The organism is Pseudomonas sp. stari2, assembly GCF_040760005.1.
In the GTDB taxonomy this organism is placed as follows: domain Bacteria; phylum Pseudomonadota; class Gammaproteobacteria; order Pseudomonadales; family Pseudomonadaceae; genus Aquipseudomonas.
Genome location: NZ_CP099760.1, coordinates 2,574,774 through 2,592,234 on the forward strand (window position 1 = coordinate 2,574,774; position 17,461 = coordinate 2,592,234).

Sequence of the window (17,461 nt, forward strand, 5' to 3'; positions counted from 1 at the left end):
AGTTGTGTCTGTTTCGGCGATCCTTCCCACAAGGTTTTCAGGTTGTCCGTCGGAAGCGCGGGCTCTAGCCTGTTTCGGTCGCTGCCAATTCAGCGATCGGGCATGGAAACCCGCGTAACAACAGAGCGCACAAGCGCCATTCATAACGTATCCTGCGCACCTTCATGGTGTGCACTTTGTTATGGCGGCTGTGCGTAGGAGACCTCGTGTCTGCCGGGTTGCTCTGTCCCGGGTTTCCAGCCTGCGTACAGCTGCCACCTATTCGCTTGGAAACCGAATAGGGCCAGCTATAACCGTCATACAGGGTAAAAAATCATGAAGAAACCAACACCCAACCCACCCGAAAACCAATCCAACCTCGAAACCGACCCAACCTCCCCATACACCTCCATCAACTCGAAAAAACTCCACGAAGCCGCCGAACGCGCCCTCGATCATTACCTCTGCCCCGGCGCCCACATCATGGGCAGCGTCAACGAACCCGCCCCGATGTACCTCGCCAACCCGGCTTACAACACCGAATCCCTGCTCGCCAACGCCTGCGAGTCCCTGGGCTCCGCCAGCGAAATGCTCAACAACTTCGCCGCCGCCCTCGACCCCGCCCACCGCAAGACCGCGCTGGGGATCGCGCAGATCCTCATGCTGAGTGAGCTGGCCGTAAATCAGGCCTTGGATCACGTCGAGCTGAAGGGTTGATCCAGCACCATCCCCAATAAAGAACGCGACCCGGAAATGGGGTCGCGTTTTTCACATTCAAACTGGAGTCACCATGGATTCCCTGATCTCCACAATCGTTTCAGATTTCGAAAGCGAAGAGCAGGCTGCCAGCTATGACCGCTGGTTGCGTGCCAAAGTACAGGCTTCAATCGATGACCCACGACCCAGCATTCCGAATGAGCAGGTGATGGCTGAAATGTCGGCCCTGATGGAGGACAAACGAAGAAAACATGAGGCGGGGTAAGTGCTTTCCGGTGGCAATGCGAAAAGTAGAAAAGCGCAATGCCGGTTTTGGTTACTCTACTGCTTCCTGACGACTAACTATTTTTGAGGAGTGCATGGACCTTTCACCGCCACTGGAAATCGACAGCGCTACGTATGCAGAATTCTTGGGCCTGTGGGAAATGGGTTTTTTTGATAACCAGCGATTGGGACAAGCCTTCTACAACCATTTTCGCCTCCATCGGTTAGCTGATCAGGCTTTGTTGCAGGGGCTTTACGAGGCAGACGGCAAGAAGGCTCGAGCCGCTGTAAGCCGCATATTTCATCTCAATTAGCATCAGCCCTTTTGCGCATTGATTCCATCAAGGCATGTATCTCGGCCATCACCTGGTCATGCGGAATGCTCGGACGCGGATCATCGAGAGAAGCCTGTACTTCGGCACGAAACCAACGGTCATAACTCGCAGCCTGCTCCTCGGGATCAAGATCCGAAACCACCGGGCACAGTGGGTCGAACGGTATCGCTGTCGTCGCTGTCTGGATGAATTGCATGTAGGCCAAGCTCCGTGGGGATCAAGTTGTCCCGACAAATCCTAGAGCCTGCACTTCCGACGGCCAACCGCCAGAATTCGTCAGAAAACTCCTCGAATTTCTGAAAACGTTCCGTTTTCCGTAGGACGCCACTCGAGCCTCAGCGCAAAAAAAACCGCGACCCTCAACAGGTCGCGGTTTTCCAACACCCAACCCTTACTGCTGCAAAACCGTCGCCTGGTTTGCCGACCCGAACTGTTGAATATTCGCGGTCTGCGTCATCCCGCTCTGATCCACATTGGCAATGTTCCCGGTCCCGCCCTGGGTCACGTACGCCACGTTCATGGTGTCAGCCTGTTTCACGGTGATCATGTTGTCGCTGCCGTACAGCTGCGCGGTGTAGGCCTGGTTGCCGGTGCCGGATTGATCGAATTCGGCGCTGTTGCCCGAGCCGTTCGACGAGCCCTGAACCAGGTTGGTGGTGCCGCGCTGGTCGGCGATGAGGATGTTGTCGCTGCCGTTCTGATCGAAGTACAGCTCGTTGTAGGAGTCCGCCTGGCTGACCGTGGTTTTGTTGCCGGTCCCGGTCTGGTTGGTGGTCATGATGTGGCCCACGCCGTCCTGGGTGAAGCTGGCGATGTTGCCGTTACCGGCCTGATTGACGGTCGCACGCTGGTTGCTGCCGAACTGGCCGCCGTGTTGCGGGCCTTTCCAGTTGCTGGCGTAGACCTTGTTGTCGTTGCCCACGGACGTGGCGTTGAGCGTGTGACCGTCGCCGCTTTGGTAGGTGTAATGCACGTTGCCGTTGCCGACTTGATAGAGCGACAGCGTCGAGTTGACCGACTCGAACTGGTCGGCATAGATGGCGTTGGTGTTGCCGACCTGGGTGACGGCGGCGGTGTTGTTTTCGCCATAGCTCTGGTCGACCACGGTTTCGTTGCTGTCGCCGTACTGGTTGACGGTGGCCTGGCTGGCCAGTTGCGAGTCTTGCCAGATTTCGGTGCCGTTGAGGTTACCGAACTGGTTGATGGTGATGTTGCCACCGGTGCCGTTGCGCTGGTCGCCGTAGGCGTAGTTGTTTTCGCCGGCCTGGTTGATGTCGATCTGTCCGCCGTTGTGGGTGACCTGTTCGGCGGTGCCGTAGTTGGCGGTGCCGTACTGGGTGATCACCGAGCTGTTGCCGCTGCCTTCGTACAGTTGCTCGATGTTGGCTTCGTTGCTGTCGCCGAACTGGAAGGTCTTGCCTTCGCTGCCGTTCTGCGAGTCCTGGTAGACGAACGAGAAGTTGCCGGTGCCTTGCTGCTGTTGCAGAGCGGTGTTGGGTGAGCCGAAGCCCAGCGACTGGCTGGCGTGGGTGGTGTTGAAGGCGCCGGACTGTTGCTGGGTGATGGTGCCATTGTCTTCGTAAAGTTGTTCGGCATAGGCGGCGTTGTAGTCGCCGACCGCGTCCTGGGTGATAACGCTGCTGGCGGTGTCTTGCACGGCGGCGGCGTTGTTGCCCTGGCCCAGTTGGGTCTGGGTCGCGGTGCTGAACGGGGCCTGGGTCTGCTTCACATCAGCGATGTTGGCAGTGCCGAACTGGCTCTGAGTGGAAATGCTGTCGTCGGCCATGGCCTGGGCACTGATCATGACCAGGATGGCGGCGGTGAGGGGCGTCAGTTTGAACATGATGAACTCTCCGATGATTGCAGTGCTTAGCGATATTGCTTGACCGAAACGCTCATGCCGTTGCCCGACTGGGTCACGGCGCTTTGCAGCCCCGTGCCCGCCTGCTCGATGCTGGCGTCGTTGTTGTTGCCGTTTTGCGAAATCTGCGCACGGTTGTGGCTGCCGGTTTGCGTGATGGACGCGGCGTTGCCGGAGCCGTTTTGGGTGATCAAGGCCATCAGGTCGCTGCCTTGTTGCAGGATGTACGCCTCCTGATTGCTGCCCGACTGCACGATTCTGCCCAGCAGCGACTGACCGTTCTGCGAGAGCAGGGCAAGGTTGACCTGGCCGTTCTGGTCGATCAGGGCTTGCTGGCCAACCGGGGGCGGCAGTTCGCCAAGGTCGGCGGAGGGTGCCAGGTCGTCGTTTTCCATCAGGTCGTCGGCGCGCGCGCCCGCACTGCCGCACAGGGCGAGCAGGCAAAGCAGGGCGGCGGTCGGCGTGTTCATGGCGTTGTCCTGTGGTGTGTCGTGTTGCGCAAACCTGAAGTCGTGGCTGAGACCTGCCCCACCCACTCCGCGCCAGGCGGTGTGGGGCGGGTGGGGCGTGGGCTCAGAGCGTGGTCACCGAAACGGTGCGAACGGTGCCCTGGGACGAGCGGATGGTGGCGGTCGGGTTAGCCGAAGGCACCACGTTGGTGTTGTTGAGCGTCAGCCGCCAGCGTCCGGTGACCGGTACCGTCGTCGTGCCGAGGGTGACCAGCCCGGTCGGGGTGGTGACCTGCACGGTGATGGTATTGCCGGTGGTCACCGACGAAGTGCCGGCGAAGTCCCAGTTGAAGCGGTTGCCGGAACGGGCCTGCACGGTCGAGGTAGTGATCGTGAAGGTTTCCGCCGCTGGCCGTGGCGACACTTGCACGGTGACCGTGGCCGGCGTCGACTGGGCGCCGAAGCTGTCCCGGGCGATGTAGGTGAAGGTCGTGGTGAAGGCCGTGGTCACGGTGGCCGGTGGGGTGTAGGTGATCACCGTACCGTCGGTGCTGACCGTGCCGCGTCCTGCCGGCGGTTGGGTCAGGCTGGCGACGCCCAGCGGCACGTTGCCTTCCGGATCGGTGTCGTTGGCCAGGACGTTGATCGGGATTGCGACACCCAGCGTGGCAACGCTGTCGGCGACGGCGGTCGGTGGCCGGTTGGGCGCAACGGTAATCGTCACGGTCGCCGGGTTGGCCGAGGCCAGGCCTTTGCTGTCCTGGGCCTTGTAGGTGAAGGTGGTGGTCAGCGGAGTGTTGACCACGGCTGGCGGGGTGTAGACCACCGAGGTGGTGCCGCTCAGCGCGACGGTGCCCTGGCCTGCGGCCGGTTGCGTCAGCGCGGTAATGGTCAGCGGCACGTTGTTGTCCGGGTCGCTGTCGTTGGTCAACAGGCTGAGGGTGATCGGCACGCCGAAGCTGGTGCTGCCGGTGTCTGCAACGGCCAGCGGTGCCTGGTTCTCGCCGGTGTCCGGTGCGGTACCGACCACCACCACTGGCTCGGTGTCGCTGCCGCCGGCGGCGGACTTGACCGTGACGGTGGCCGGAGGCTGAGTCAGGTCGGCAACGGTGATTTTTTGCAGGGTGCCGGTTTTCGACAGGCGTCCGTAGCCTTGGGCAACCATGTCCGGCACCGCGACTTCATCGGTCGAGGTGGCCTCGATCAGCAGGCTGTGGTTGGCCCAGCTGTAGCGGGCGGTCTGGATTTTCACCACGTCGGTGAGCTTCGCCGAAACGGCGGTCGGACGGGTCGTGCCGGCCGGGTTGGTCGCGGTCACGACCACCACCGACGGCAGGGTACCGGTGCCCAGACGCTGGCCGAAGAACAGCCCGTTGTTGTCACCCAGCAGGCTGGTCTGGCATGGCGTCGGCGGTGGGCCGGGCAGCAACGCCAACGTTTCGCGGAAGCACAGGGTCGAGCTGCTGTCAGCCTTGGCGAATACTTCGGTGCGCACGCCCGCCGAGGTCCGGCGATAGGTCGCGCGATCAAGTTCGACATGGGTCTGCTGACGATTGTCGAGGACCTTGCCGGCGACGGTGAACAGGGCAGTCTGAATCGAGCCTGCACCCGAGGGACCGTCGATCCGTACGAAGTTGGTATTGAACGGGCTGCCGGTCACCGCTTCAGTGAGGTTCGGGTCACCGACGAAGGTTTCGACGTTGCCTGTGTCCGGGTTCACTTCGGTGTACGGGCCGTTGATGCTGCGCAGGAACGGCCCGATGGCGCCGTTAAGCGCGCCGCTGAAATTGCCGGGAGCGCCGATGCCGACGTCCTTGGTGATGTTGATCGCCCGTCGGCCTGGCGTTGTGACAGTCACCGTTTCCACGCCATAGGGGTGGGTGATGGTGTAGGTGCCGGCAACCGGGACGTTCACCCGGATACGGATCCGCGCGAAGCTTTGCTGATCACCGTCCACCGGGTTTCCCGAGGCAAATGCGGCTTCTACCCCGGCGACATAGGCGTCCATACCGAAACCGGCGCCGTTGTTCGGGATGTTGGTTTCCGCCAGGAACCAGAAGGCTTCCGGTGGCCAGTTGTCGGGAAACACCATCGGCAGAGTGTCATCGAACACGCCCGGTTCCGGCAGCAGGGTGCACATGTATGCCGGCGGGGTACTGACCGGCACCCGCGAACTGGCGGCGCGGGACTGGCAGAGCTCCATCGACAGTTGATTGTTGTCCTGGTACCACATCGGGAATTTCCCGGTGGCGAAGGTGTAGGGGCCGGGATCGACGGCGGCCAGTTGCGCGAACGCACTGCCGGTCAGCGAGATTGTCAGCCCGAGCGCGTTGAGCGCGAAGCGTGGCCACTTGTTCATGATGCCTCCTGATGCGGATCTGGGCATGTGAGCGTTCATTGCACGATGACCACTTCTTCGGTATCGCTGCCGCCGTTGGACGACGTCACCCGGACCCTGGCCGGTGGAATCGGCGTGATCCCGGTGGACAGGGTTTTCACTGCGCCGTCACCGCCAAGGGCTCCAATGGCGGCGCCGGTGCCGGAGGTGGCGGTGAGCACCGGTGGCGAGGTTTCGTCACTGGTCGAGGCCACCACGGTCAGTTGCCCGGAGCTCAGGCTGTACTCGGCGCGCTGGATCACCACCAGGTCGGTCAGGGGCATGGGCAGAGTGGTCGGTGAACTGGTGGCGATCGCCAGGTGGTTGTCGGCGGTCACTTGCAGCACGGTCGGCAAGGTCGGGTTGACCTGCGATTGCGCGTACCAGCTGCCGGTGCTGTCGGCTTCTGTCATGTTCACCACGGGTGTGCTGCTGGTGATGGCAGCGGTGCCCGGCGCTGGGGGCGCCTGGACGAACACGTCTTGCTGGGCCACCGGCGCACTGTCGCCGGGTTTGCGCGAGTAGGTGCTGCGCTGTGCAATCAGCGGGGTTGGCCGTACCACCGTCGACAACTTGCCGGACACGGCGAAGGTCGTGGTGCGCAGGTCAATGCCCCCCGGGCCTTCGATCCGCACGTAGTTGGTGTTGAACGGGCTGCCGGTCACCGCTTCGTTGAGGTTCGGGTCGCCGACAAACTGCTCGGCCGCACCGGTCAATGGGTTGGTTTCGGTGTAAGGCCCGTTGACGCTGCGCAGGAACGGCCCGACGTCACCCTTGAGCGCGCCGTCGTAGGTTTTCGGGCTGCCGATGCCGATGTCGCGGGTCATGTTGATCGCGCGACGACCGGGGGTGTCCACGTTGAACACTTCGACGCCGTACGGGTGAGTGATCACGTAGGTGCCGGCGGTGGGCACATCGACCCGGATGCGGATGCGCGCGAAGCTGATCTGGTCGCCCTCTACCGGATCACCGCCACTGAACGCCGCTTCGACGGCCGAGCCATAGGACAGGTTGATGCCCCGGGCCGCATCGACCACGGTGCCGTCGGCGGTGAACCAGAACGCTTCGTCGGGAAAATTGCCCGGGAAGACGATCGGCTGGGTGTCATCGAATACTCCCGGCGCGGGGATCAGCGAGCACATGTACGAAGGGGCACCGGGCGTACTCGGCACCCGCGAGCTGAGCGCTTTGGACAGGCACAGGTCCAGGGTGCGTCCGTGGGTGTCCTGATACCAACTGGCAAATCCGCCGGTCGCCGGGGCATAGGGTCCGGGATCGACGGCGAACAGAGCGGCCTGGGCAATGCCCTGGGCCAGGGCGCTCACGACCAGGACGGTCGCGGTTTTGGACAGTAAAGGGTGCATGAGTTAATCCCTCTATCGAAGTGCCTGCCCCTTGGGGGTGGGTCAGTTGCAGAGGGGCTTTACAACTTCCATACCAACGGCCGGGCAATGGGCGGGAGAGGCCCGTGGTGCAAGGGTTGGCGAGTGAGGGTGGGGATTTTTTGCAGTACGGCCATCGGGCGACAGTCCCCAGGATTGGGGGGTGTGGGGATCCATCGGCAACCCGGATTTGCAGATCGGTGATCGTGGGGCCGTTCAACCCCCGCATCCGGGCAATCACCCAACCGTGGGCTATAAACTTATAGGGACGTATCGGGAAGTCGCCGCCATGAACATGTATTCAAAATCGCTACCGGTCGAGGAGAGCAGTCTGCGGCTGGGCTCGCGCAAGCAGCCGTTCAATCTGCTGCGCTGGTTTTCGTTGATCAGCATGGCGGTGATCGGCACGGTGGCCGTGGCGCTCGGCACGGTGTCCACGCGTTTCGTGATCGAGGAAAGCGTGCAGCGTGATGCGTTGCTGACGGCGCAATTCATTCAGGCCATCGCTTCGGCGGAAGTGCGTCACGTCTCGATCCCCAATATCCGCACCATGGGCGACTTGCTGGACCCGCGCCAGGACCGGGACTTTCCCGACGTCGACCCGGCGGCCCGAGCCAGCGCCCGGGGCGAGTTTCTCGATCACATCGAGCATCTGCCGGACGTGATCCTCGCCAACGTTTACGCGCCGGATCGCCTGGTGATCTGGTCGACCAACCCTGCGCTGGTCAACACCCGTATCCATGCCGATGAAGACCTCGATCGTGCGTTCAACGAGAAGATTCCGGTGTCGGCCAGTTACCACAACGTCGACAAGGGCCGTGAAGAACAGAAGTTCGTGGTGCCGCCGGATTACATCTTCATCGAGAACTACATTCCATTGTTCGACGCCGATGGCAAGAACGTCACGGCGATGGTCGAGATCTACAAGGAACCCAAAGACCTGATCGCCCGCATGGGTCGCGGTCTGGCGCTGATCTGGCTGGCCACCGCGCTGGGCGGCGGCCTGATTTATCTGGGGTTGTACTGGATCGTGCGACGGGCGGCGATCCTGCTGGCGGTGCAACAGAAACAACTGATTGCCAATGAAACCTTTGTCGCACTGGGCGAGATGTCCTCGGCGGTGGCGCACAGCCTGCGCAACCCGTTGGCGACCATCCGTTCCAGCGCCGAACTGGCCCTGGAATTCGACGCGGGGCCGGCGCAGAAGAACATCAAGGACATCATCGGTCAGGTCGATCGAATGTCGAAATGGGTGCGCGAACTGCTGCAGTCGCTGCGACCGCTCAATGACGAGCCGGAGCCGGTAAACCTGGTGGCGGCGTTGCACGAAAGTCTGGTCGCGTTCGAACAGCAGATCGCCAAAAATGCGGTAAACGTGGTGTTTCATCCGCAACAAACGCCGATGGTGTTGAGCCAACCGGTGCAACTGACGCAAATCCTCAACAGCCTGCTGGCCAACGCACTGGAGGCCATGGACAAGGGCGGCACGTTGACCATTACCCTCGAACCCACAAACAACGGCGGCGTCAGCGTCATGCTCAGTGACACCGGCAAAGGCATGAACGAAGAACAGCGCAGCATGGCGTTCCGGCCGTTCTTCACCACCAAGCAGGGTGGGCTCGGCGTAGGGCTGGTGCTGGTCAAACGGATCATGGAGCGCTTCGGTGGCGGCGTGACCCTGCACAGCCGCGAAGGTGAGGGCACCACCGTTCGTCTGGCGTTTCAGCTCATTCAGTAAGCTGGGGTGAACTTTCCCCCAGTAGCGGGTGTCAGGCCCCGGTCACTGGGGAGTGGGAAATCCAACAGCGTCTGTAACAGCTTGTTTCAACGGGGATTAATACTTTGGCGAGCTAATTGCAAAACACCATCACCCCTTCCTTAGATGAGGCGGCTGGTGATGGACAGAACAACGCGTGACCCCAAAAAGCTGTTTCTTCTGACGCCTTTGAGCGTCTTTCTGATGTTGGCTCTGGGCAATATGGCCGGGGTCCGAGCGAGCCCGATCGACGACGAAAACCAGCCGGAAGCCTCCGACCCGTCGGCATACTATGACGAGCCGGCCGATGAACCGGCGGCCCTCAACGCCATCCTGACCATGCCCGAGGCCAACGAAAATTCTTTCGATCTGCCTGACGGGGTGAAAGGGACGCGCAACACCACGCGTTCGGAAAACATCCTGCCGCCGACCGTGCAGACAAGTTTCAATTACCCCACCAACGGCAAACCGAGCCCGTTGTTTGGCGCGCAGCCGTTCACCCAGCAACTCGTACTGTTCGAAGAGTTCGGCCCGGAAAAACTCGACCCGACCACCCCGGCCGCGCCGCTGGGCTTTCCGCCCGCCGCCATCGGACCGGCACCGGCCCAGGACCCGAACAGCGTTGCCCGCAGCGCCCCCCCTGGTGCCGCGCTGGACGCGTTCCTGCGGCAACCCGGGCTGACGCCGTTCCCGAGCCAGTTCTCCAACGTGGTCGACCGCAACCCGTGGCAGTCGCAAATCGAATTGTTCCTCAACCGTCACATCGGCTCCTCCGCCGAAGGCCGTCCACCGGGAAAAGGCTGGGCTCATCAGCGCTGGAACGAGTTCTACCCGCAAGTCGCCTACAAGACTGTGCAGACCGGCGCGCGTCTGAATGGCGGCCTGCGTGACAGCCGGCAGATGCACGGTTATGCCGTCGGTGAGTTCGGCCCTGGCGGTCTGTACCACAACGTCGCCGGCGTGCCGGCGACGGATGGCACGGCCAAGGGCGTCGATGCACGTTTCCACCCGGCGATGCCGGTGCAAAACCACAACTCGGTGTGGACCTTCGACGGCACGCTGCCGCCAAAACTGCTGATGGTGCGCTACGGGCAACCGGTGATGATGCGTCACTACAACGGCTTGCCGATCGATCCGTCGGCCAACCGTGGTTTCGGCCTGCACACGATCACTACCCACGAGCACAATGGCCACGCGCCGGCGGAAAGCGACGGCTATGCCAACGCGTTTTTCTTCCCCGGTCAGTATTACGACTATCGCTGGCCGATCCAGCTCGCCGGTTACGACAGCATCAACACCAAGGCTGAAGACCCACGCGCGGCGTTCCCGTGCGCGCCGGGGGAAACCCTGTGGGTCAACGACCTGCAGCCTGCGAAAAAGACCTGTGACCACGGCACCATCAAGATTCGTGGCGACTGGCGCGAAACCATGAGCACCCACTGGTTCCACGACCACATGCTCGATTTCACCGCGCAGAACGTCTACAAGGGCAACGCGGCGATGATGAACTACTACAGCGCCCTGGATCGCGGCAACGAATCGGTAAACGACGGGGTGAACCTGCGTTTCCCCAGCGGCAGCGCCTTGCCGTGGGGCAACCGCGACTACGACGTCAACCTGGTGTTCGCCGATAAGGCCTGGGATCAGGAAGGCCAGTTGTGGTTCAACCCGTTCAACACCGACGGATTCATCGGCGATCAGGTGCTGGTCAACTGGCAGTGGAAACCGACCCTCGACGTGCGTGCACGCAGCTATCGGTTCCGCATCCTCAACGGTTCGGTGTCGCGCTACTTCAAGCTCGCGCTGGTACGGGAAATCAAAGGCACCAGCGGTGAATTCCAAGGGCCGAAAAACTCCGGTGTTTCCTACAGCCGCGTGCCGTTCCACATGATTGCCAACGACGGCAACATCATGGAACACAGCGTGCCGTTCGACGGCTCGATGGACCTGGATGCCGACGGCGACAAGCAAAACCACAACGCGATCCTGCCAACTCAAGGCATCGCCGAGCGCTTCGATATCATCGTCAACTTCTCGAAAAACGGCATCAAACCGGGCGACAAGCTGTTCTTCGTCAACCTCCAGGCCCAGGACGACGGCAAAGGCCCGAAAGAGGTGATTCCGTTGGCCGATGTGCTGTCCGAGAAATACCTGGCGGTCATCAAACAAACCAGCAAGGGTCCGCAATGGGATCGCGGCGATCCGGTGGTTGGCAAGGTGTTGCAGCTCAACGTCAAGGCCTACACCGGCCAGGACCTGGCCATGGATCCGGCAGCCTACGAACCGGCCAAACCGGGCAAGGCTGAAGGCATGGTGATGATCCCGCTGAAGATCCACCGCGACAACGCTGCCGACAAGGCGCTGCTGGCCAACGCCCGTCACCGCACCTTCACCTTCGGCCGCAGCGACGGCACCGATGAAGCACCGTGGACGGTCAAGACCGATGGCGGCTTCGGCTTCCACATGGACCCACGCCGGTTGAACGCGTCAACGAAACTGGCCAGCGGCCCGACCGATGCAGGCACTGCCGGATTCGGCACTCTGGAAGTGTGGAACATCAAGCTTGGCGGCAAGGGCTGGAGCCATCCGGTGCACGTGCACTTCGAGGAAGGGATCATCCTCAGCCGTGGCGGCAAGGCCCCGCCTGAGTGGGAAAAGTGGGCGCGAAAGGACGTCTATCGCATCGGCTCCGAAGCCGACGGGCTGGACAGCGTGGAAATGGCGATCAACTTTCGCGAGTTCGCCGGGACGTACATGGAGCACTGCCACAACACTCAGCATGAGGACAACTCGATGCTGCTGCGTTGGGACCTTGAGAAGCCCGGACAACTGCAGTTGATGCCGACGCCGCTGCCGAGCTGGGATGGCGTGCGCTACGTCAACTCCGCCGCACTGCCGACCTTCCGCACGGGCGATGGTTTCGGTCCGCAAGTGACTGTGAAGCCATGAGCAGGGAGGGAGCCGACATGACACAGCCAACGCCGCGCTCCCGCGCCCTGGGCATGCACTTGATCCTGGTGCTGGTCACCTGCCTGCTCGGCAGTCAGGTGCTCATCGCCCATCAAGCGCTGCCCGAAGGCGCCAGCGAATCCGCCACCCCGTGGGGTGGCGACTATTTCCCCAACACCCTGCTGACCGATCAGGACGGCCGGCAGGTGCGTTTTTTCGATGACCTGATCAAAGACAAAGTGGTGGTGATCAACTTCATCTTCACTTCCTGCAGCGACTCCTGCCCGCTGGAAACCGCACGCCTGCGCCAAGTGCAGAAACTGCTGGGGGACCGGGTCGGCCAGGACATCTTTTTCTACTCGATCAGCATTGATCCTTTGAGCGACACCCCCGAAGTGCTCAAGGCCTATTCACAACGCTTCAAGGTCGGCCCCGGCTGGAAATTCCTCACCGGCGAATTCGAAGACGTCACCGACTTGCGCAAGAAACTCGGGCTGTTCATTGAGGGCGTCGACAACGGTCGCACCAAGGATCACAACCTGAGCCTGATCGTCGGCAATCAGAGCACCGGGCGCTGGATGAAGGCCTCGCCGTTCGAAAATCCGTGGATCCTCGCCGATCAACTGGCCAACACCTTGCAGAACTGGAAGCAGCCGAGCATCGAGCAAAGTTACGCCAATGCGCCGCAGATTCGTCCGCCGAGCAACGGCGAAGAACTGTTCCGCACCCGTTGCGCCTCCTGCCACAGTCTTGGCCCGCAGGACGGTGAAGGCATCGGCATGCGCAACATCGGCCCGGACCTGATCGGCGTGACCCGTCAGCGTGACCCGGCCTGGCTCAACCGCTGGATCCGCGAACCGGATCGGGTACTGGCGGAGAAGGACCCGATCGCACTGCAACTGTTCGAACAATACGAGCGGATTCCGATGCCCAACCTGCGCCTCGACGAACAGTCGGCGCAGTCGATCATCGACTTTCTGCGCGATGAAACCGAGCGCCAGCACCCGACCACGCAGCCCTTGGCTGACGGGGCGTTGGCGCCAACCCGTGCGGCCGCGAGCAGCGAAACGGTGAGCCGTATGCGCTAGCGACCAAATAGTGACTTTGAGTCCTGTATTGCGGTGATAGCCACCTACACTCATTCGAGAGGTGGCTGTAACCGGTTCGATACAAAAAAACGCCAGGGCACCCCCATGCAACGACTGGAAGAACAACAAACACCGGCGCCAAACGTCGCGGCGGCCGCCATCAAGGGTTGGGGCGCGCAGTTCAATCTGCTGCGCTGGTTCTCGCTGGCGAGTTTTTTCATCATTGCCGCGGTGGCGCTGGGGCTGGGTTATATCTCCACGCGCTTCGTAGTCACCGAAAGCGTCGAACGCGATGCGTTGCTGACGGCGCAATTCGTCCAGGCCATCGGCGATGCGGAAATGCGCCATGCCGGCATCACGCCGCTGCGCACCATGGGGGAAATGCTCGACCCGCGTCAGGACGAAAACTTTCCCGACGTCGATCCGCTGGCCCATGGCGCGGCCCGGGCCGAGTTTCTCGATCACGTCGAACACTTGCCGGATGTGCTGCTGGCGACGGTCTATGCCCTGGATCGGTCGGTGATCTGGTCGACCAACCCGGAACTCATCGGCGTCAAGTTCGAGGACGATGACGAGCTGGACGAGTCGTTCGAAATGAAAGTCCCGGTGTCCTCCAGCTATCACAAGATCGACGACGAGAAACCCGAGCAGAAACTGTCGCGGGAACCCAAGTATCTGTTCATCGAGAACTACATCCCGATGTTCAATGCCGACAAAAGCAAAGTCATCGCCATGGTCGAGATCTACAAGGAACCGGCGGATCTGGTGGATCGCATCGACCGCGGGTTTGCCTCGATCTGGGCGGCGACGATTCTCGGCGGGGCGGCGATTTACCTGGGCCTGTTCTGGATCGTGCGGCGTGCCTCGACCTTGCTGCACAGCCAGCAACAGCAACTGATCAGCAACGAAACCTTCGTTGCGTTGGGGGAGATGTCCTCGGCGGTGGCCCACAGCCTGCGCAATCCGCTGGCAACCATTCGCTCCAGCGCCGAACTGGCTCAGGAAGTGGCCAGCCAGAGCGCCCAGCGCAACATCGGCGACATCATCAGTCAGGTGGACCGCATGTCGCGCTGGGTTCGGGAGTTGCTGGTTTCGCTGCGGCCGATGAGTGACGACGGCGAGGCGCTCGAGCTGCGCACCGCCGTGGAAGATTCCCTCGGCGCGTTCGAGGCGCTGATCCGGCGCAACGGTGTCGAGGTGCGATTCAACCTGCAGGACTGCCCGCCGGTGGTCAGCCACAAGGTGCTGCTGACGCAGATTCTCAATAGCCTGTTCGCCAACGCCCTGGAAGCCATGCCCAAGGGCGGCGTGCTGAGTGTCGAGATTGATGTACCCCACGCCGGCCAGGTCTGCATGACGGTGGGGGACACCGGCAAAGGCATGAACGCGCAGCAGCAACAACTGGTGTTCAAACCATTTTTCACCACCAAGCAGGGCGGCCTCGGGGTTGGCCTGGCACTGGTCAAAAGAATCATGGAGCGTTTTCAGGGCTCGGTCGTGCTGACCAGTCGCGAGCAGGAAGGAACCCGCGTCAGTCTCAACTTTAAAGTGGCATCGGGAGGGGAATATGGAACACAGCATTCTGCTGGTCGAGGATGACGAGCTGTTGGCCGACAATATTCAGACCTACCTGGAGCGCAAAGACTTCGAGGTGACGGTTTGCCATTCGGCTGAAGACGCGCTGGGGCAACTGGAAAGCTTCATGCCGGACATCGTGCTGACCGACAACTCGCTGCCGGGCATGAGCGGTCACGATCTGATCCAGAAGCTGCGCATCAGCGCGCCGGATCTGAAAGTGATCATGATGACCGGTTACGGCAACGTCGAAGATGCGGTGGTCGCGATGAAGGAGGGCGCCTTTCATTACGTCACCAAACCGGTCGCGTTGCCGGAACTCAAGCTGCTGCTGGACAAGGCCCTGGCCACCGAACGGATGGAACGCACGCTGTCGTTTTATCAGGAGCGCGAGGCGCAAAAGTCCGGGGTGCAGGCGCTGATTGGCGAATCAGAGCCGATGTTGCATCTGAAGAACACCATCGGCCAGTTGCTCGAAGCCGAACGCCGGATGACCAACGGCGATCTGCCGCCGGTGCTGGTGGAAGGCGAGACCGGCACCGGCAAGGAACTGGTGGCGCGTGCGCTGCATTTCGACGGTGCGCGCAGCAAAGGCCCGTTCATTGAATTCAACTGCGCGTCGATTCCTGCCAACCTGGTGGAATCGGAGCTGTTCGGCCACGAGAAAGGTGCGTTCACCGATGCCAAGGATCGCCGCGTCGGGCTGGTGGAAGCGGCGGACGGCGGTACGCTGTTTCTCGATGAAATCGGCGAAATGGATCTGGTGCTGCAGGCCAAATTGCTGAAGCTGCTGGAGGACCGAACCATTCGCCGGGTCGGCTCGGTGAAAGAGCGCAAGGTCAACCTGCGGGTGATCAGCGCCACCAACTGCAACCTCGAACAGATGGTGCAGCAGGGCAAGTTTCGCCGCGACCTGTTCTTCCGCCTGCGGATCATCTCGATCAAGGTGCCGCGCCTGTATGCCCGGGGCGATGACGCGTTGTTGCTGGCCCGGCATTTTCTCGCCAGCCACGGCAAGCGCTACGGCAAGCCGAATCTGCATTTCAGCCAGCAGGCCGAAGAGTTGCTGCTCAATTACACCTGGCCGGGCAACGTGCGCGAACTGCGCAACATGCTCGAACAGACCGTGCTGCTGGCACCGAGCGACACCATCGCCGCGCACCAGTTGAACGTGTGCATGAGCCTGGTGGACGAACCGTCGCTGCATCAGCATCACGAGGTGCCGCACTTCGAGCCGCGTCCGGCGAGCAACACCGAGTCGATGAATCTGCCGGAAGTCGAGCGCGACATGGTGCGCAAGATGCTCGACAAGACCGACTGGAACGTCACCAAGTCCGCCCGCTTGTTGGGCCTGAGCCGCGACATGCTGCGCTATCGCATCGAGAAGCTTGGCCTGGCGCGACCGGACAAGCGTCAGTGGTAGACCGCATTACTCCGGGGATTCGGCGGACTCAGGCACTCCAGCAGGCACGTCGGGTCCAGCACCTCGTCATTGACGTAGATGCCGCGTTCGGCGTCGTACGTGCGGATAAACACCCGCACCGTCGCATCGGCCACGGTCGGCAGTTGTGAGTCATGGAACACGTGGCGATCCGGGATGACGATGAAATCCCGCGGCGGTGTGTCATCGAACGCGCGCGGCGGCTGTGCATTCAGCGACGGCGGAGCGGGGTGGGCGAAGGGCTGGTCCGCCCCGTAGTAATTGAAGTTGCTGTCGAGGGCTTGCGCCTGTGTGGCGGCGAGCAGACAGGCGGATAACAGCAGCCGGTTGAACGTTTGCATGGCGGCACCTGTGGAGGCGGTATTCCCCAAGGTTATTAACTATAGCCGACCGTTGGCTTACAAGTTCGCAACAACCTGGATTATCGGGCTCAACTAGACTCGGGCCGCTCAATCAAGAGCATCGTCCGGAGTGCGCCATGGAAGTGCCAAACAACAAAGACGCTATCGAAAGCAATCGTCAGGCGTGGAACGATTCGGCCCGTCACCATCAGGTATCGGCTGAGTGGAAGGCCTTGCTGAGCGAGGTCACCCAGACCGGTTTTTCCTGCCTCGACGAAACCCTGCGCGGGTTGCTGGAGCAGGTTGGCGTCGATGGAAAAGACGTCGTGCAACTGTGCTGTAACAACGGCCGCGAGAGCCTCTCGCTGTTCGCGCTGGGTGCGCGCAGTGTCGTCGGGGTCGATCAATCGGCGGAGTTTCTTGAACAGGCCCGTGTGCTGAACGGCCGTTCGCCACACCAGGCCGAATTCATCGAAGCCGATATTCATCACTTGCCCGAATCACTGCGCGGTCGTTTCGACGTGGCGCTGATCACCATCGGCGCCCTCAACTGGATGCCCGACATCGGCGAATTCTTCCGCCACGTCGCCTCGACCCTCAAGCCGGGCGGGCAATTGGTGATCTACGAAACCCACCCGTTCCTGGAAATGGTCGATCCCGACGCCGAGGATCCGTTTCGCCTCGCGACCTCGTACTTTCGCCGCGAGCCGTTCGTGCAGCAGGAACCGATCGTCTACATCGGCAAGGTCGAGCAGCAGGTCGCACCGTCGTACTGGTTCGTGCACAACCTCGGCGCCATCTTCACCGCCGCCCTCGACGCCGGCCTCGGCATCGTGCACTTCAAGGAATACCCGCATTCGAACCGCGAAGAGGCGTATGACCAGTACCTGAACCGCGAGGCGCAGATGCCGATGTGTTTTACGTGGGTGGGGGTGAAAAACTGAAGT

At 61.7% G+C, this 17,461-nt stretch carries 15 protein-coding genes; 9 read left to right on the forward strand and 6 right to left on the reverse strand.

Going from position 1 to position 17,461, the window contains the following annotated elements; genetic code table 11:
* Positions 1-315 precede the first annotated feature (315 nt).
* From NH234_RS11780 to NH234_RS11790, 3 genes are all read left to right on the forward strand, one after another.
* Positions 316-696: a hypothetical protein gene (locus tag NH234_RS11780; protein WP_367256603.1), complete on the forward strand. Its 381-nt coding sequence runs from the start codon at positions 316-318 to the stop codon at positions 694-696.
* Between the two features lie 73 nt (positions 697-769).
* Entirely contained in the window at positions 770-961 is a 192-nt protein-coding gene (locus NH234_RS11785; protein WP_367256605.1) for an antitoxin, read from the forward strand.
* A 94-nt stretch (positions 962-1,055) separates the two neighbouring features.
* A complete protein-coding gene (locus NH234_RS11790; RefSeq protein ID WP_085733224.1) occupies positions 1,056-1,274 on the forward strand; it encodes a hypothetical protein in 219 nt (72 codons plus the stop codon).
* Here the strand turns inward: NH234_RS11790 and NH234_RS11795 are convergent.
* The 5 genes from NH234_RS11795 to NH234_RS11815 form a co-directional block, all read right to left on the reverse strand.
* On the reverse strand, positions 1,267-1,491 hold the full coding sequence (locus NH234_RS11795; RefSeq protein ID WP_085733223.1) for an antitoxin: 225 nt from the start codon (positions 1,489-1,491) through the stop codon (positions 1,267-1,269). The two genes, NH234_RS11790 and NH234_RS11795, sit on opposite strands and share 8 nt — an antisense overlap.
* A 195-nt stretch (positions 1,492-1,686) precedes the next feature.
* Positions 1,687-3,138 (reverse strand): curlin, encoded by a 1,452-nt coding sequence (locus NH234_RS11800; protein WP_367256606.1) that lies wholly within the window; start codon positions 3,136-3,138, stop codon positions 1,687-1,689.
* A gap of 26 nt (positions 3,139-3,164) precedes the next feature.
* Positions 3,165-3,626, reverse strand: a complete 462-nt coding sequence (locus NH234_RS11805) for a curlin (protein WP_367256607.1) — start codon at positions 3,624-3,626, stop codon at positions 3,165-3,167.
* A gap of 103 nt (positions 3,627-3,729) precedes the next feature.
* Positions 3,730-5,964, reverse strand: coding sequence for an Ig-like domain-containing protein (locus NH234_RS11810; protein WP_367256609.1), 2,235 nt, complete (start codon positions 5,962-5,964; stop codon positions 3,730-3,732).
* A gap of 35 nt (positions 5,965-5,999) precedes the next feature.
* Complete coding sequence (locus tag NH234_RS11815) at positions 6,000-7,346, reverse strand: hypothetical protein (RefSeq protein WP_085733220.1); 1,347 nt, start codon at positions 7,344-7,346, stop codon at positions 6,000-6,002.
* A gap of 307 nt (positions 7,347-7,653) precedes the next feature.
* Here NH234_RS11815 and NH234_RS11820 point away from each other — a divergent pair, with 307 nt between their 5' ends.
* The 5 genes from NH234_RS11820 (at position 7,654) to NH234_RS11840 (ending at position 16,155) form a co-directional block, all read left to right on the forward strand.
* On the forward strand, positions 7,654-9,102 hold the full coding sequence (locus NH234_RS11820) for a sensor histidine kinase (protein WP_367256611.1): 1,449 nt from the start codon (positions 7,654-7,656) through the stop codon (positions 9,100-9,102).
* Positions 9,103-9,261: 159 nt separating this feature from the next.
* Entirely contained in the window at positions 9,262-12,069 is a 2,808-nt protein-coding gene (locus NH234_RS11825; RefSeq protein ID WP_085733218.1) for a multicopper oxidase domain-containing protein, read from the forward strand.
* The gene (locus NH234_RS11830; RefSeq protein WP_085733217.1) at positions 12,066-13,157 is read left to right on the forward strand and encodes an SCO family protein; all 1,092 of its coding nucleotides are present in this window, start codon (positions 12,066-12,068) and stop codon (positions 13,155-13,157) included. The genes NH234_RS11825 and NH234_RS11830 overlap by 4 nt, the downstream gene beginning before the upstream one ends.
* Positions 13,158-13,262: 105 nt before the next feature.
* Positions 13,263-14,756, forward strand: a complete 1,494-nt coding sequence (locus NH234_RS11835) for an ATP-binding protein (RefSeq protein ID WP_085733216.1) — start codon at positions 13,263-13,265, stop codon at positions 14,754-14,756.
* Positions 14,725-16,155, forward strand: coding sequence for a sigma-54-dependent transcriptional regulator (locus tag NH234_RS11840; protein ID WP_367256613.1), 1,431 nt, complete (start codon positions 14,725-14,727; stop codon positions 16,153-16,155). The genes NH234_RS11835 and NH234_RS11840 overlap by 32 nt, the downstream gene beginning before the upstream one ends.
* Here NH234_RS11840 and NH234_RS11845 read toward each other — a convergent pair.
* Entirely contained in the window at positions 16,146-16,514 is a 369-nt protein-coding gene (locus NH234_RS11845; RefSeq protein ID WP_085733214.1) for a hypothetical protein, read from the reverse strand. The genes NH234_RS11840 and NH234_RS11845 overlap by 10 nt on opposite strands.
* A 137-nt stretch (positions 16,515-16,651) precedes the next feature.
* Here NH234_RS11845 and NH234_RS11850 point away from each other — a divergent pair, with 137 nt between their 5' ends.
* Positions 16,652-17,458: a class I SAM-dependent methyltransferase gene (locus NH234_RS11850; RefSeq protein WP_367256615.1), complete on the forward strand. Its 807-nt coding sequence runs from the start codon at positions 16,652-16,654 to the stop codon at positions 17,456-17,458.
* Positions 17,459-17,461: the final 3 nt, after the last annotated feature.

Bases quoted from the DNA above. Each gene is read 5' to 3' on its own strand.
- NH234_RS11780 (WP_367256603.1), top strand. From the start codon at position 316: ATGAAGAAACCAACACCCAACCCACCCGAAAACCAATCCAACCTCGAA.
- NH234_RS11785 (WP_367256605.1), top strand. From the start codon at position 770: ATGGATTCCCTGATCTCCACAATCGTTTCAGATTTCGAAAGCGAAGAG.
- NH234_RS11790 (WP_085733224.1), top strand. From the start codon at position 1,056: ATGGACCTTTCACCGCCACTGGAAATCGACAGCGCTACGTATGCAGAA.
- NH234_RS11795 (WP_085733223.1), bottom strand. From the start codon at position 1,491: ATGCAATTCATCCAGACAGCGACGACAGCGATACCGTTCGACCCACTG.
- NH234_RS11800 (WP_367256606.1), bottom strand. From the start codon at position 3,138: ATGTTCAAACTGACGCCCCTCACCGCCGCCATCCTGGTCATGATCAGT.
- NH234_RS11805 (WP_367256607.1), bottom strand. From the start codon at position 3,626: ATGAACACGCCGACCGCCGCCCTGCTTTGCCTGCTCGCCCTGTGCGGC.
- NH234_RS11810 (WP_367256609.1), bottom strand. From the start codon at position 5,964: ATGAACAAGTGGCCACGCTTCGCGCTCAACGCGCTCGGGCTGACAATC.
- NH234_RS11815 (WP_085733220.1), bottom strand. From the start codon at position 7,346: ATGCACCCTTTACTGTCCAAAACCGCGACCGTCCTGGTCGTGAGCGCC.
- NH234_RS11820 (WP_367256611.1), top strand. From the start codon at position 7,654: ATGAACATGTATTCAAAATCGCTACCGGTCGAGGAGAGCAGTCTGCGG.
- NH234_RS11825 (WP_085733218.1), top strand. From the start codon at position 9,262: ATGGACAGAACAACGCGTGACCCCAAAAAGCTGTTTCTTCTGACGCCT.
- NH234_RS11830 (WP_085733217.1), top strand. From the start codon at position 12,066: ATGAGCAGGGAGGGAGCCGACATGACACAGCCAACGCCGCGCTCCCGC.
- NH234_RS11835 (WP_085733216.1), top strand. From the start codon at position 13,263: ATGCAACGACTGGAAGAACAACAAACACCGGCGCCAAACGTCGCGGCG.
- NH234_RS11840 (WP_367256613.1), top strand. From the start codon at position 14,725: ATGGAACACAGCATTCTGCTGGTCGAGGATGACGAGCTGTTGGCCGAC.
- NH234_RS11845 (WP_085733214.1), bottom strand. From the start codon at position 16,514: ATGCAAACGTTCAACCGGCTGCTGTTATCCGCCTGTCTGCTCGCCGCC.
- NH234_RS11850 (WP_367256615.1), top strand. From the start codon at position 16,652: ATGGAAGTGCCAAACAACAAAGACGCTATCGAAAGCAATCGTCAGGCG.